Genomic DNA, 12,325 nt, shown 5'->3' on the forward strand with positions numbered 1-12,325 from the left:
GAACCCCGTCGGCCGGCTGCCGACGGCGTCACTCACGCCCGGTGATACGGATGGTTCGCCAGCAACGCCGCGGCGCGGTACAGCTGTTCGGCGGCCACCAGCCGCACCAGCATGTGTGGCAGCGTCAACGGCCCGAGCGACCACGATTCATCGCCGCGCGCCATCACGTCCGGTGCATGCCCTTCCGGGCCGCCGATCAGGAACGCCAGGTCGCGCCCTTGCGCACGCCAGTGTTCCAACCGTTGCGCGAGTTGTTCGGACGACCACGGCCGCCCGCGCCCGTCCAGCGTGACGACCAGCGCGCCCTTCGGCAGCGCGGCCAGAACGCGCGCGCCCTCATCCGCCGTCGCGCGCGTGGCATCGCGACCCTTCCCTCGCAGCCCCGGCTCGATCTCTACCAGTTCCAGCGGCAGCCAGTGCGACAGGCGCTTCTGGTACTCGCCGAAACCCTCGGCCACCCAGCGCGGCGCGCGCTCGCCCACAGCGATCAGTTTCGCTTTCATCGTCGCGCATGGTAACGACTGTGCGTCACGAACCATCGCGCTGACTCGGCAATGTCACATTCCGGCCATGGCGCGCTCCTACGGTCGGGCTTCCCCCAGCCCCGCAGGAGCATCAGATGGACTCGTTCGATCACTCCCGCCGCCAGGTCCTCAAGGGCAGCGCCGCCGCGATGGCGGTGGGTGCCATTGGCAGCCTCAGCGCGCTGTACACGCGTCAAGCCCTCGCTGCCGGCGACCCGACCCGCCTCGCCCCGATCCCGGGCCGTTACGGCCCACTCGCCCCAGTGACCGACCGGACCACCGGCCTGCCGCTGCTGCAGTTGCCACGCGGCTTCAGCTACCGATCTTTCGGCTGGTCCGGCGACGCGATGGATGACGGACAGGCCACTCCCGATCGCCACGACGGCATGGCCGTGGTGGCCGTACGCAGGCCGGGCCGTCGTCCCCACGACAAGGGGCGTGGCCACGGGCACGGCCATGAACTCGTGCTCATCCGCAACCACGAACGCGGCGGCGCCACGCCGATCAGCGCACCCGGCATGTACGACACCGGCGACATCGGCGGCGGCCAGCGCGCGGGCGGTGGCACCACCACGATGACGTTCCGCAACGGCGACTGGCACGGCTCGGAAGCCAGTCTGGGCGGTACGCTCGTCAACTGCGCCGGCGGGCCGACGCCGTGGGGCAGCTGGCTCACGTGCGAGGAGATCAAAACCGACGAGGCCAGCAGCACCGGCAAGAAGCACGGCTACGTGTTCGAAGTGCACGCGGATGCCGAGCGCACCAGCGGCCGCCCGCTGGTCGGCCTGGGCCGCTTCAGCCACGAGGCGGTCGCGATCGACCCGCGTACCGGCATCGTGTACCTGACCGAGGACGACCGGAACAAGGCCGGCCTGTACCGCTTCATTCCCAACGATCGCGCGGGCCGTTACGGTTCGCTCGAGCACGGCGGACGGTTGCAGGCCGCACGCGTGCGCGGCAAGCCCAATGCCGACCTGACCGTCGCGGCGATCGGCGACGAATACGCGCTCGACTGGGTCGACGTGCCCGATCCGGACCTCGACAGCATCCCCGCCCCAGCGGGCTTTCCAGACATCTCCGCGGGCGAGACGCTCAGCGGCCCGTTCGCGCAGGCCTGGAGCGAAGGCGCGCTGCGCATGAGCCGCGGCGAGGGCATCTGGCACAGCTACGGCAAGATGTTCATCGTCGACACGAGCACTGGCGTCGATGCGCAGGGCCGTCGCGGCCGCGGCAATGGCGCCGTGTGGGTGCTGGACCTGCTGACGCAGCGTCTGCGCGCGTTGTTCGTCAGCGGCCATCAGTTGGCCGCGCACAACCCCGACAACATCACCGTCAGCGCCCGCGGCGGCGTCCTGCTGTGCGAAGACGGCGGCGAAAGTCCCGACCAGTACGGCCCCGGCGCCCGACTGATCGGCCTCACCCGCCGTGGCGAGTCGTTCTACTTCTGCAAGAACAACATCGAACTGACCTCCACGCAGATCGGCAATGCGGGCAAGACCATCGCCGAAGGCGACTATCGCGAAAGCGAATTCTGCGGCGCCTGCTGGGATCCTTGGGGCCGCACGCTGTTCGTGAACATCCAGACGCCGGGAATCACCTTCGCGATCACCGGACCGTGGGAACGCGGGCATCTGTGAGTTGAAGTAGGTCATGGACGCGCCTGCATGATTGCGGGCGCGTTCTTTCATGGCGGGAGACGATAGAGCGGGCCCGCTGCTTATTTCCGCTGGAGATGTCGAGACGTACCAGCACGTTTGACCGACGGGAATCCAGTCGGACTCCGAGCCATGCCAGGCATGGAAGTCCAGCGTGACATGGCTGGGTCAACGGTGGGAGCTTGGCGGCTCCCTGCTCACAGGCAACTGGAAGGAGCCAAAAGTCCATGGATTCCCGCCTTCGCGGGAATGACGAGCGAGAGCGATAGCAATGGATCCGGGCTTTCGGCGAGACGATGGAAGAGTCAGAAGTCGGAGCCGCGGAAACCGACGTCAACCGTAGTGCCAGCGGGTGTCATGCGCACCACCCTATTAGTGCAGAAACAAACGGCGCCCACCGGGCGCCGTCGTTCGCTTCAGCCGATGCAATGCATCAAAGCCGCTCTTCGGCGTCCGTCTCCAGCTCATCGTCGTCCGCACTCGGGGGCTGGTCGCCCACGGTCCACAGGCGCTCGAGCGCGTAGAACTCGCGCACGCGCGGCAGCATGACGTGAACCACCACGTCGCCCAGGTCCACCAGTACCCATTCGGCCTCGCGCTCGCCTTCCACGCCCAATGGCTGGACGTCGAGATTCTTGGCGAACTTGACCACCTCGTCGGCGATGGACTTCACGTGGCGCGTGGACGTGCCGGACGCAATCACCATGTAGTCGGTGACGCTGCTCTTGCCTCGCACGTCGATTTCCGTGACGTCGCGGGCCTTGAGTTCCTCGACTGCCGCGTGCACGGTCTTCAGCAGGGCGTCCACCGGCGGCGGCGGGTTGGGCAGGCGGGTCTTGATGACTTGCGCTTCGGTACTCAAGGGGTGGCGACTCTCGGGCTGAACAGGGATGCCTGTGGATTATAACGAAGCCGGCGTGACGCCCCGGACGAGGTACAGGCCGTGGCGGCGGATGTACTCCGCGACCGCTGGAGGGACGCCTTCCTGCCATGAATCGCCTTCGGCGATGCGGTGACGCAGGTCGGTCGACGATTCGGACCGCTCGCGTTGCAGGGCGAAGACCGCCAGCCCGCCTGCCGGCGTCTGCGCCAGTCGCGAGGCCTCGAGGCGGCGCGGGCCGATCTCCGCTTCGACCTCGGGCGCGCGCGTCGCGACAGCCGTCGGCTCCAGGTGCGATCCCGGCCGCGCCACCACCAGCACATGCGCCAGGGCGAAGAGCTCGCGCCAGCGGTTCCAGGTATGCAACTGCAGCAACGAGTCGCCACCGATCATCCACACCAGCGGTGTCTCGCTGCCGAGTTCCGCTCGCAGTTCGCGCAACGTGTCCACCGTATAGGACGGACCCTGGCGTCGCAGTTCGCGCCGGTCGACCTTGAGGTTGCGTTCGCCGGCCGTCGCCAGGTCGAGCATGCGCGCGCGGGCGTTCGCGTCGGCGTGGGTCAGGTCCTTGTGCGGTGGATCCGCTGCCGGAACGAAGTACACCACGGCGTCGAGCGCGTCGCGCACTTCGCGCGCGACGGAGAGATGCCCGGCATGCACCGGATCGAAGGTTCCGCCGTAGTAGACGCGCAGTGTCATCGCGCCCGCGACGTCATCCCGCCAGCAACCGCGTCGCGCGCGGCTCGGCCACGGCCAGAAGGAGCCTCTCCAGCGCCAGCCATGCGTCGGCGGGTTCTTCACCGATGCGCACGCGGCCCTTGGCGATGCGGTCGACGCGGCCGGCTTCGGCCACGAACGCATCCCAGCGCGGCGCGGCGTGACGCTGCAGCGCGCGGCGGTACATGGGCTGCTTGGATTCCCAGATCCGCTGCGCCTTGAATTCCGAGGCTAGGTTGCCACCGCGTTCCTGTACCCGGGCCAGCGCGGCGGCGCGCTGCAGTTCCAGCACGATCATGCCGAGCAGGCCCGGCACCGCCTCGCCTTCCGCACGCAACCCGGCCAGCATTCGCGAGACCTGCGCACCCTGTCCGTTCATCGCCACGTCCACCAGGCGGAACACGTCGAAGCGCGCGGCATCGGCCACCAGTTCGGTCATGCGCGTGTTGTCGAGGGTCTGGCCGTCGGACAGCAACGCCAGCTTCTCGATTTCCTGCGCGGCGGCCAGCAGATTTCCCTCGACACGATCGGCGAGCGCCTGCACGGCTTCGTGATCGGCACGCAGTCCGCGCGCGCGCAGGCGGCGTTCGATCCAGTCGGGAAGCTCGTGCGGCTTGATCGCCCAGGCGATGGCGACCTGTCCGATACGGCCGATCGCCTCGCTCCACTTGCCGCCGTGCTGCTTGCTCCACTCGCCAGCGGTGATGAGCAGCGTCACGTCGTGCGGCGGGTCGGCACAGAAATCGCTGATGACCTCGGCGCCTTCCTTGCCCGGCTTGCCGCTGGGCAGGCGCACTTCCACGAGGCGTCGGCTGGCGAACAGGCTCGGCGCACGGAAACTGGCCGACAGCCCGTTCCAGTCGGGTTCGCGCTGGTTGCCTTCGGCTTCGAAGACTTCGCGCTCGGTGAATCCCGCACGCCGCGCGGCAGCGCGCACGGCGTCGGCGGCTTCGAGCACGCGCAGCGGCTCGGGCCCGGCGATCAGGTAAGCCGGACGCAGTGCCGCAGGCTCCGGCCGGTCCAGGCCAAGTTGAGCGACCAGCTGCTCCGGACGCAGTTCCATCAGCGCGGCGTGGTCTGCCCGGACGCGCCCTGCTCCGGCGAGGCTGATGCGGGCACGGCGACGTCGCCGGTCTGCGGTGCCGCGGTCGGGGCGGCAGCGGCCGGCGCACTGGCGCGACGCGCGACGGCATCGAGGCGACGCAGCACCGAGGCGACCATCTCGCGGCGCATTTCGCCCTGCAGGATCTCGCGTTCGCCCTCGGTGCCGATGGCCTGCACCGGGTTCGACACGTAGTCGCGCGCCAGTTCGATGGTCTGGCGCGGCACCAGGATGGTTCCGTCGCTGCGGCGCAGCTCGAAGGTCACCGCGTAGCGCAGCGAGAACTCCTGCGCACGGCCCAGTTCGTCCAGGCTGATCGGACGATCGCCCCACTGCTCGGCCACCAGGTCGAGCACGGTCGCGTCCTGTGTCTCCTCGGTCGCTGCGGTGGCACCGGCGCGCACCATGGCCTGCTGCAGCGAATCGGCGAGCGGACTGTAACGATCCACGGACACCACGCGCACCGGTTCCATGTCGGCCGGCAGCACGAGGGCGTTGCGCAGATGGAAGCCACAGGCCGAGAGGGCCAGGACCAGGGCGACGGGGGCCGCACGTTTCAGGAGGCGAAGGATCATGGGAAGAGTCTGGACGAGGCGCGCGAGGGCAGCAATAGAGGAGGCGTCAACGCGTTCAGCGGGTAGGCTGAGCGGATGCGCCCATCGGCGAGCGTCGGCTCGCTCGTGCCGAAGGACGGAACGGCACTGCGTCGGCATGACGACCGATGGAAGGCGTGGCGCACCGGATGGTTGGATCTCGCCTGCGCGGGAATGACGGCTTTGGCGACCGGAGACTTGGCCAGTCGATCATCGGTCTGTGGCTGCCCAACGCAGGCCATGCCCCCGTCGTCATCCCCGCGAAGGCGGGATCCAACTGTCCGCGTATCACGGCGGAGGAAGGGCGTGACTTACCGGATCCTCGGATTCCCGCCCGCGCGGGAAGAACGACTCACGCGGCGACGATGTTGACGATCTTCCCCGGCACCACGATCACCTTGCGCACGGTCTGGCCGGCCACGTACTGCGCCACGTTGGGTTCGGCCAGGGCGAGGCGCTCGGCTTCTTCCTTCGAAACGTTGACGGGCACCTCGATGGTGCCGCGCAGCTTGCCGTTGACCTGCACCGCCAGCGTCACCGAATCGCGCTGCAACGCGGCCGGATCGGCCACCGGGAACGGCACGTCCTCCAGCAGGGTCTCGGCATGGCCCAACGCCTGCCACAGCGTGTGGCTCACGTGCGGCGTGACCGGGTTGAGCAGCAGCACCATCGCCTGCAGGGCTTCGTGGCGCACGGCGCGGCCCTGGTCGCTCATGTCGTCGAACTTCGACACGTGGTTGAGCAGCTCCATCAACGCCGCGATGGCGGTGTTGAAGCTGTGGCGGCGGCCGTAGTCGTCGCCCACCTTCTGGATCGTCTCATGCAGCTGGCGGCGCAGCGTCTTCTGCGCGGCATCGAGCTGCGCGGCGTCGACTTCCGGATGATCCGGCTGCGAGGCATGCGTGACCACTTCACGCCAGAAGCGGCGCAGGAAGCGTGCCATGCCTTCCACGCCGGCCTCGTTCCACTCCAGAGACTGCTCCGGCGGTGCGGCGAACATCGAGAACAGGCGCACCGTGTCGGCGCCGTACTTGCCGACCATGAGCTGCGGGTCGACGCCGTTGTTCTTCGACTTCGACATCTTCTCGGTGCCGCCGATCGTCACCGGCTGGCCATCGGCCTTGAGCGTCGCGCCAGTGATGCGCCCGCGCTCGTCGCGGATCACTTCCACGTCGGCCGGATTGATCCAGTCCTTCGAGCCGTCGCCGTTCTCGCGATAGAACGTCTCGGCGATAACCATGCCCTGCGTGAGCAGGTTGATCGCCGGCTCGTCGCTGTTCACCAGCCCCTGGTCGCGCATGAGCTTGTGGTAGAAGCGGAAATACAGCAGGTGCAGGATCGCGTGCTCGATGCCGCCGATGTACTGGTCGACCGGCGTCCAGTACTTCGCGCGCTCGTCGACCTGCTGGTCCGCGCCCGGCGAGGTGTAGCGCGCGTAGTACCAGCTCGACTCCATGAAGGTGTCGAAGGTGTCGGTCTCGCGCTCGGCCGCGCCACCGCACTGTGGGCAGTTCGTCTTGCGCCACTGCGGATCGGACTTGATCGGCGAGGTCACACCCGAGAACGCCACGTCTTCCGGCAGAACCACCGGCAGCTGGTCTTCCGGCACCGGCACGTCGCCGCACGTCGGGCACAGGATGACCGGGATCGGGCAGCCCCAGTAACGCTGGCGGCTCACGCCCCAATCGCGCAGCCGGTAATTCACGCGGCGCTGGCCGCGGCCGTCGGCTTCGAAACGCGTGGCCAGCGCATCGAGCGCCTGCTGGAAGTCCATGCCATCGAACTCGCCGGAATTCACCAGCCAGCCGCGTTCGGTGTACGCGCCCTCCTCGGCGATGCGGCGTTCGAACTCCTCCACCACCTGCACCGCGGCCGAGGTCTCGTACACGTCCACCGACGGCGCCTCGCCCAGCGCGCTGCGCATCGGGTCGTCGTGCCGCGACAGGTGCTGGCCGATCTCGGCAAGTGCATCGCGGATGTGCGTGGGCACGATCACCATGCGGATCGGCAGCGCGTACTTGCGGGCGAACTCCCAGTCGCGCTCGTCATGGCCGGGCACCGCCATTACCGCGCCGGTGCCGTAACCCATCAGCACGAAGTTGGCGACGAACACCGGCACCTGCTCGCCGGTGATTGGATGGATGGCGCGCAGGCCGGTGTCCATGCCGCGCTTTTTCTGCGTTTCCAGCTCGGCCTCGGACACGCCGCCCTTGCGCAGGTCGGCGATGAAATCGGCCAGCTGCGAGTCACCCTGCGCGGCGTGCTGCGCCAGCGGATGCTCGGCGGCGATCGACACGAAGGTCACGCCCATCAGTGTGTCCGGACGTGTGGTGAACACGTGCAGCGGCTCGACCGCGTTGCCGTCGGCGTCGACCACGTCGAAGCGGATTTCCAGGCCTTCGCTGCGGCCGATCCAGTTGCGCTGCATGGTCTTGACCGCGTCCGGCCAGCCCGGCAGCGCATCCAGTCCGTCCAGCAGTTCCTGTGCGTAGTCGGTGATCTTGAGGAACCACTGCGGGATCTCGCGCTTTTCAACCAGCGCGCCGGTGCGCCAGCCGCGGCCGTCGATCACCTGCTCGTTGGCCAGCACGGTCTGGTCGACCGGGTCCCAGTTGACGACCGAATTCTTGCGGTACGCCAGGCCCTGCTTCATCAGGCGCACGAACATGCGCTGCTCGTGCACGTAGTACGACGGCTGGCAGGTGGCGAACTCGCGCGACCAGTCGATCGCGTAGCCCATCTGCTTCAGCTGCGCCTTCATGTGCGCGATGTTGGCGTAGGTCCACTTGGCCGGCGCGGTCTTGTTCTTGATCGCCGCGTTCTCGGCGGGCAGGCCGAACGCGTCCCAGCCCATCGGCTGCAGCACGTTGTGGCCGGTCATGCGCTTGTAGCGGCTGATGACGTCGCCGATGGTGTAGTTGCGCACATGGCCCATGTGCAGCGCACCCGACGGGTACGGCAGCATCGACAGGCAGTAGTACTTCGGCCGGTTCGTGTCCTCGACCACTTCGAAGGCGCGCGTGCCCTCCCAGAAGCGCTGCGCATCGGCCTCGATGGCTTGCGGGTCGTAGGGGCGGGTTTCGGTTGCGGCTTCGGCGGACACGGCGGTTGGGTACGTCGGGGAAAGACCGTCAAGCCTACCGCAGCGCAACATCGGCCGCCACGCGGGCCGCGCGTGCCCCGTTCTGCGCCGAAGGTCGCGTAGACGCGCCCCGGGGCTGTGTTTCAATCCGGCGTTCCAGGGGATCGACCCAAGGGGAGTTCGCACGTGCTCAAACCGCTCAGTCTTGCCGCGCTGGCTACGCTGGCCAGTGTTTCCGTCCACGCCGCCGAAACCGCCGCGGCCGCGCCGCAGGCGCTGCAGTGCGGACAGGTGTTCGACGCCCGTTCCGGCAAACTGGCCGGACCGAAAACGCTGATCGTCCGCCAGGGCCGCATCGAGCGCGTCGTCGACGGCCCGGCTACCGACGTTGGCGGCGCGACACGCGTGGACCTGAGCGGCCACACCTGCATGCCCGGCTGGACCGACCTGCACGTGCACCTGGGCAGCGAGTCCAGCCCGCAGAGCTATTCGGAAGGCTTCCGCCTGGATGACGTGGATTTCGCGTTCCGCTCCGTGGGCTTTGCGAAGAAGACGTTGCTGGCCGGCTTCACCAGCGTGCGCGACCTCGGCGGCGAGGTGAGCCCGCACCTGCGCGATGCGATCAACCAGGGGCTGGTCGACGGCCCGCGCATCTGGGCGGCCGGCAAGTCCATCGCCACCACCGGCGGCCATGCCGATCCCACCAACGGCTACAACGACGCGCTCTCGCACCTGATCGGCCCGCCCGGTCCGACCGAGGGCGTGATCAACTCCATCGACGATGCCCGCCAGGCCGTGCGCCAGCGCTACAAGGAAGGCAGCGACGTCATCAAGATCACCGCAACAGGCGGCGTGCTGTCATATGCCAAGTCGGGCGATGCGCCGCAGTTCACCGTCGACGAAGTGAAGGCGATCGTCGATACCGCCAAGGACTACGGCTACCGCGTCGCCGCGCATGCGCATGGCGAGGAAGGCATGAAGCGCGCGGTGCTCGGCGGCGTGACGTCGATCGAGCACGGCACCTACATGAGCGACGACGTGATGAAGCTCATGAAGCAGCACGGCACCTGGTACGTGCCGACCATCTACGCCGGCCGTTTCGTCGCCGACAAGGCCAAGATCGACGGCTACTTCCCGGACGTCGTGCGCCCGAAGGCGCAGCGCATCGGCGCGCTGATCCAGCAGACCGCCGGCAACGCGTACAAGAACGGCGTGAAAATCGCCTTCGGCACGGACATGGGCGTGGGCCCGCACGGCGACAACGCGCGCGAGTTCATCTACATGGTCGAGGCGGGCATTCCCGCGTCGGTCGCGTTCCAGGCAGCCACCATCCGCGCGGCGGAAGTGCTTGGCGTGGACGACCAAGGCGTGATCGAAGCCGGCAAGCGCGCCGACATCGTCGCCGTGCCGGGCAATCCGCTGGAAGACATCCAGCAGGTGATGAAGGTCGATTTCGTGATGAAGGACGGCAAGGTCTACCGCAGCCCGGAGGCCTGAGGACCACATTGCGTCGCGGCTGGCTGGCGCCGCCGCGACGCAGACCCGGCATCAGCGCACGCGTGACGCCATCGCCAGACAGGCCAGCCACAGCAGCATCACCAGGCGCTGCGCGATGGGCCCCGGCAGCCACGAAGTCGGAAGCAGGTTCAACAGCACCGTCAACGCGCCAGCGGCGAGAAACGCGATCGCCACACCGCGCGACGGGGCCCGCCGGTACAGGCCGGCGCCGAGCAGCAGTGCACCGGGCGCGAACGCCAGCCACCACAGCAACCAGGCGGCGGTGTGCCGCTGGCTGATCGCGCCGTCCAGTTCCGCCGGGTCCAGCGGCCACAGGCCCTGTGCCGCGAACGCCAGCGCGCTGATCACCAGCATCCAGGCGCCAACGGCCGCGCGCCGGCCCGCATGCGGCGGCAAGCGGTCGCGCAGGCGGGCGTAGAGCCATGCCGCCAGCAGCCCGGGCACCACGAACGCAAGCAGGTTGAACGCCAGCGCATGCGGAATCCCGTGCGCGCCCAGCAACGCCGGCGGGTGCTGCCGGTGCGAGAAGTCCGGCAGGGCGGCGGCGAACCCCAACACCGCGAGCACGCAGCACAGCGCGGCCAGCCAGCCGGCGTGACGGTCGAAGGAAACGAGCGCGGGAGAGCGGTTCATGCCGGCATGCTAGCGTGACCGGCTCCGCACGCGCTTGCCCCGCGCGCCGCGCGCCCCCATTTCCAGCGCACCGACGAACGAGCCCCACCGATGACCGCCGATACCGCCTCCGCCCACGTCTTCGATGCCACCACCGACAACTTCGAGACCGAAGTCCTGCAGAAATCCATGCAGACGCCGGTGCTGGTGGATTTCTGGGCCGAGTGGTGCGGACCCTGCAAGACGCTGGGTCCCATCCTCGAGAAGCTGGCCGCCGACTACCACGGCGCATTCCGCCTGGCCAAGATCGACGTGGACAAGGAACCGCAGCTGGCCGGCGCGTTCCAGGTGCGGTCCATCCCGACCGTGTTCCTGGTGAAGGACGGGCAACTGGTGGACGGCTTCCCGGGCGCCCTGCCCGAGGGCCAACTGCGCGAGTTCCTCAAACACCACGGCATCGAACCGGCGGCCGCCGAACCCGAGCCGGAAGCCGAGGTGGTCGCGCCTCCGGCCGATCCGCACGCCGAGGTGGTGCGCCTGCGCCATGAGTCGGACGCCGCCCCCGACAACGCCGAGCTCAAGCTGGACCTGGCGCTCGCCCTGCTTCGCACCGGGGCGGCCGTCGAGGCCGAACAGCTGCTCGACGCCCTGCCCGCCAACCTGGCGACCGACGAACGCGCACTGCGCGCGCGTTCGCGCCTGGGCTTCGCCACGCTGCTGAACGACGCGCCGCCGCCGGAAGTGCTGGAGGCCGCCATCGCCAGCAATCCCGACGACCTGCGCGCGCGGCACCTGCTGGGTGCGCACCGCATCGTCGGCGGCGACAGCGAGGCGGGCCTTGAGCAGTTCCTGGAGATGCTGCGCCGCGACCGCACCTACGCCGACGGCCTGCCCCGCAAGGCCCTGATCGATGCCTTCCGCGTGATCGAGGACGAGGACCTGGTCGGCCGCTATCGCCGCAAGATGTCGTCGCTGCTGTTCTGACGCCGGGCTTGTCCCGCTCGAGATCCGGCGGGGGCCGGCCCGCCTTTGATCAGTACGCATCCGTATGGCAGGCTTGGCGGCCCATCCGCCTGCCTTGCCCATGAAAGCCAGCCACCTGCGCCTCGGCCTGAACCTCTGGCCGCCGTTCCTGTTCAGCGGCATCCGCGTCGCCACCCTGACCGACGACTACCGCCACGCCCGGGTAGAGCTGCGCATGCGCCCGTGGAACCGCAACTACGTCGGCACGCACTTCGGCGGCAGCCTGTTCGCGATGACCGACCCGTTCTGGATGCTGCTGGCGATGAAGGTGCTCGGCCCGGAATACTGGGTCTGGGACAAGGCCGGCGAGATCGAGTTCGTCAAACCCGGACGCGGCACCGTCACCGCGCGCTTCGACCTGGACGATGCGGTGCTCGAGGAGCTGCGCACCGCCACCGCCAATGGCGACAAGGCACTGCGCTGGTTCGATACCGACATCACCGATGCGGAGGGCGACATCGTCGCGCGCGTCCGCAAGCAGCTTTACGTGCGGCGCAAACCCGCGCACCGGAATGCGACCTGATCGCTGGAAAACGGGCCAAATCCGGCAAATACTGACCCTGCGCGTCATCACATGAAGCTCACGAACGCAATTACGTGCGCGATGTGATGAAGACGT

The 12,325-nt window shown here is 68.5% G+C and carries 11 protein-coding genes; 4 read left to right on the plus strand and 7 right to left on the minus strand.

Annotated features, from left to right (window positions below; all coding sequences use genetic code 11):
• Positions 1 to 32: 32 nt before the first annotated feature.
• Entirely contained in the window at positions 33 to 503 is a 471-nt protein-coding gene (rlmH, locus tag VFE83_RS16625; protein WP_324908195.1) for a 23S rRNA (pseudouridine(1915)-N(3))-methyltransferase RlmH, read from the minus strand.
• Between the two features lie 116 nt (positions 504 to 619).
• Here rlmH and VFE83_RS16630 point away from each other — a divergent pair, with 116 nt between their 5' ends.
• Entirely contained in the window at positions 620 to 2,161 is a 1,542-nt protein-coding gene (locus VFE83_RS16630) for an alkaline phosphatase PhoX (RefSeq protein ID WP_324908197.1), read from the plus strand.
• A 451-nt stretch (positions 2,162 to 2,612) separates the two neighbouring features.
• Here the strand turns inward: VFE83_RS16630 and rsfS are convergent, their stop codons facing one another.
• The 5 genes from rsfS to leuS all read right to left on the minus strand — a co-directional run bounded on the left by rsfS (position 2,613) and on the right by leuS (position 8,574).
• Positions 2,613 to 3,041, minus strand: coding sequence for a ribosome silencing factor (gene rsfS, locus VFE83_RS16635; protein ID WP_324908199.1), 429 nt, complete (start codon positions 3,039 to 3,041; stop codon positions 2,613 to 2,615).
• Between the two features lie 39 nt (positions 3,042 to 3,080).
• On the minus strand, positions 3,081 to 3,758 hold the full coding sequence (nadD, locus tag VFE83_RS16640) for a nicotinate-nucleotide adenylyltransferase (protein ID WP_324908201.1): 678 nt from the start codon (positions 3,756 to 3,758) through the stop codon (positions 3,081 to 3,083).
• Positions 3,759 to 3,771: 13 nt separating this feature from the next.
• Entirely contained in the window at positions 3,772 to 4,839 is a 1,068-nt protein-coding gene (holA, locus tag VFE83_RS16645) for a DNA polymerase III subunit delta (protein ID WP_324908203.1), read from the minus strand.
• Positions 4,839 to 5,453, minus strand: coding sequence for an LPS assembly lipoprotein LptE (gene lptE / locus VFE83_RS16650; RefSeq protein ID WP_324908205.1), 615 nt, complete (start codon positions 5,451 to 5,453; stop codon positions 4,839 to 4,841). The genes holA and lptE overlap by 1 nt, the downstream gene beginning before the upstream one ends.
• A gap of 370 nt (positions 5,454 to 5,823) precedes the next feature.
• Positions 5,824 to 8,574, minus strand: coding sequence for a leucine--tRNA ligase (gene leuS / locus VFE83_RS16655; protein WP_324908207.1), 2,751 nt, complete (start codon positions 8,572 to 8,574; stop codon positions 5,824 to 5,826).
• 165 nt (positions 8,575 to 8,739) lie between these two features.
• Between leuS and VFE83_RS16660 the strand changes: the two genes are divergently transcribed.
• Positions 8,740 to 10,050 (plus strand): amidohydrolase family protein, encoded by a 1,311-nt coding sequence (locus tag VFE83_RS16660; RefSeq protein ID WP_324908209.1) that lies wholly within the window; start codon positions 8,740 to 8,742, stop codon positions 10,048 to 10,050.
• Between the two features lie 51 nt (positions 10,051 to 10,101).
• On the opposite strand, the gene VFE83_RS16665 is transcribed toward VFE83_RS16660, so the two are convergent.
• Entirely contained in the window at positions 10,102 to 10,704 is a 603-nt protein-coding gene (locus VFE83_RS16665; RefSeq protein WP_324908211.1) for a DUF998 domain-containing protein, read from the minus strand.
• 90 nt (positions 10,705 to 10,794) lie between these two features.
• Between VFE83_RS16665 and trxA the strand changes: the two genes are divergently transcribed.
• Positions 10,795 to 11,667: a thioredoxin gene (gene trxA / locus VFE83_RS16670; RefSeq protein WP_324908213.1), complete on the plus strand. Its 873-nt coding sequence runs from the start codon at positions 10,795 to 10,797 to the stop codon at positions 11,665 to 11,667.
• Between the two features lie 100 nt (positions 11,668 to 11,767).
• Positions 11,768 to 12,229, plus strand: a complete 462-nt coding sequence (locus VFE83_RS16675) for a DUF4442 domain-containing protein (RefSeq protein WP_324908215.1) — start codon at positions 11,768 to 11,770, stop codon at positions 12,227 to 12,229.
• The last annotated feature ends 96 nt before the right edge of the window (positions 12,230 to 12,325 follow it).

It is taken from the genome of Lysobacter sp. (assembly GCF_035655815.1).
Lineage (GTDB): Bacteria > Pseudomonadota > Gammaproteobacteria > Xanthomonadales > Xanthomonadaceae > Lysobacter_J.

Coding starts and splice junctions, on each gene's coding strand:
- rlmH (WP_324908195.1), bottom strand. CDS start 503: ATGAAAGCGAAACTGATCGCTGTGGGCGAGCGCGCGCCGCGCTGGGTG.
- VFE83_RS16630 (WP_324908197.1), top strand. CDS start 620: ATGGACTCGTTCGATCACTCCCGCCGCCAGGTCCTCAAGGGCAGCGCC.
- nadD (WP_324908201.1), bottom strand. CDS start 3,758: ATGACACTGCGCGTCTACTACGGCGGAACCTTCGATCCGGTGCATGCC.
- holA (WP_324908203.1), bottom strand. CDS start 4,839: ATGGAACTGCGTCCGGAGCAGCTGGTCGCTCAACTTGGCCTGGACCGG.
- lptE (WP_324908205.1), bottom strand. CDS start 5,453: ATGATCCTTCGCCTCCTGAAACGTGCGGCCCCCGTCGCCCTGGTCCTG.
- VFE83_RS16665 (WP_324908211.1), bottom strand. CDS start 10,704: ATGAACCGCTCTCCCGCGCTCGTTTCCTTCGACCGTCACGCCGGCTGG.
- trxA (WP_324908213.1), top strand. CDS start 10,795: ATGACCGCCGATACCGCCTCCGCCCACGTCTTCGATGCCACCACCGAC.
- VFE83_RS16675 (WP_324908215.1), top strand. CDS start 11,768: ATGAAAGCCAGCCACCTGCGCCTCGGCCTGAACCTCTGGCCGCCGTTC.